Source organism: Myxococcus dinghuensis (assembly GCF_024198235.1).
GTDB lineage: Bacteria > Myxococcota > Myxococcia > Myxococcales > Myxococcaceae > Myxococcus > Myxococcus dinghuensis.
The window spans coordinates 1-1,976 of record NZ_JAKCFB010000111.1 but is presented as its reverse complement, the minus strand read 5'-3'; the positions used below and the strand labels follow the sequence as shown (position 1 = coordinate 1,976).

Annotated in this window: 2 protein-coding genes; both read right to left on the bottom strand. The window is 69.3% G+C overall.

All coding sequences use genetic code 11. The annotated features are described in order from the left end of the window. Window positions 1-157 precede the first annotated feature (157 nt). Window positions 158-937 (bottom strand): IS21-like element helper ATPase IstB, encoded by a 780-nt coding sequence (gene istB / locus LZ198_RS42725; protein WP_253977928.1) that lies wholly within the window; start codon window positions 935-937, stop codon window positions 158-160. After that, on the bottom strand, window positions 934-1,976 hold a 1,043-nt coding region (locus tag LZ198_RS42720; RefSeq protein WP_253977927.1), incomplete at its 5' end, for a Mu transposase domain-containing protein. The genes istB and LZ198_RS42720, both read right to left, overlap by 4 nt.

Below are 1,976 nucleotides of genomic sequence, written 5' to 3'. Positions count from 1 at the left end.
TCCTCAGCGTCAACTACTCGTTCCCCGCGGCGACAACTATTTCTCCCCACCGGGTTGACCTGCTCGAACGTGTTCGCGTCGTCGTAGTTGTCGTTGGCGTGGTAGTGGTCCACCTCCTTGGAAGAGCGGTCCGTCCGCTCCCTGGCGTGGTGTGAGGTCAGCCCTCGCGCTTGGCCGCGGACTTCTCGCGCTCGGCCCTGGCGCGTGCCTCCTCGTCACGCACGGAGGGGCCGGTCATCTCGAGGATGGCCGCGTGGTGGACGACGCGGTCGATGGCCGCTGCCGTCGTCATCGGGTCCTTGAAGATGCGGTCCCACTGGCTGAAGACGAGATTGGAGGTGATGAGGACGCTGCGCCTCTCGTACCTCTCGGCCAGGAAGGTGAAGAGCACCTCCATCTCCTCGCGGTCCTGCTGGATGTAGCCGATGTCGTCGAGGATGACCGCGTCGTAGCCGTCCAGCCGCCTGAGCTCCCGCTCCAGGGCGAGTTCCTTCTTGGCCATCAGCAGCCGCTGCACCAGCAGCACGGCGGGAACGAAGAGGACGGCATATCCGCGCTGCACCAGCTCGTGCCCCACCGCGGCCACCAGGTGCGTCTTGCCGCGGCCGGGCAGGCCGAAGACGAGGACGTTCTCGGCGCGCTCGACGAAGCCCCCCTCGCACAGGCCGGGCAACTGGCGGCGCACCTTCTGGGGCATCTTGTCCTGCTTCAGGGTGGCGAGCGTCTTGTCTGGCGGCAGGCCACTGGCCTTGAGCAGTCGCTCGATGCGGCGCTCCTTGCGCTGCGCCACCTCCATGTCCACCAGTTGGCGCAGGTATTCCGCGTAGGGCCAGCCCCCGGCCTCGGCCCTTCTGGCCACCTCCTCGTGGTGCGTGGCGAGCGCGGGCAGCTTGAGGCCACGTAGCAGCATGGAGAGTGTCTGGGTGGGGGCGCTCACGAGGCCACCTCCTCGGCCGCGTCCAGCAGCGCGTCGTAGGCGCGCAGGTCCACCTGGGGCGCCTCCAGGTGCGGCACCTCGCACGTCTCTGGCGCCACCTGGGCCTTCACCGCGTCCGCTCCCCGCACGCCGCCCGAGGCGAGCATCCGCTCGAGCGTGGCCTGCACCGTGGACTCCATGGTGGAGGCCGCAAGGTGCAGGATGCGCAGGTACTCCATGTCGGCGCGGCGCTCCTCGTGCCGCTCGCGGAGCGAGTCGTAGGTGCGGCGGAAGACGAGGGAGGGGAAGAGGTCCTGGCGGTAGCGGTACTGAGCGAAGGCCCCTGGCTTCTGCACCAGGCTCCAGATGATGTGGCGGTAGTTGATGCGGTGGCCGTTGCGCCCGTGCAGCCGCTCCACGGTGAGTTGCAGGGCCCCGCGGTGCAGCACCTCCAGCCGCTCGTCGTACAGCCGCACCCGCACGCGCTCGCCCACCAGCCGGCTCGGCACCGAGTAGGTGTTGTGCTTCACCCGCACCGTGCTCCACCCGGTGACCAGGACGTCCACCTCGGTGTACTCCGGCAGCGACTCCACCGAGAGCGGGCGCATGGCCGCGAGCTCCTCGGCCAGCCGCTCCGCGCGCAGGCCGTTGGCCTTCAGGGCCACGCCCTGCACCCACGCCTCGTACTCGGCAGCGCTCGAAAAGTCCGCGCTGCCGCGCACCAGCAGGTGCTGCACCAGGCGGCGCTTGAAGGCACCGTTGAGCGCCTCCACGTCCCCGTTCTGCTGTTTCTCGCCCACCTCGATGGTGCGCGGCTCCATGCCGAAGTAGGCCATGAGGGCGCGGTAGTCCGCGTTGAAGCCCCGCTTGCCGTCCTCCAGCCGGTGCGTCGCCGACGTCGAATTGTCCGTCTGGTGGTAGCGGGGTACGCGGCCCAACTGGAACAGCGCGGCCTGCACGCCCCGCTTGATGGCCGCCATGGACTCCGACTGGCACACCGTCGCCCACTCCCAGTTGGAGTAGGGCAGCACCGGGTGGCAGAGCAGGTGGGGGAACGCGG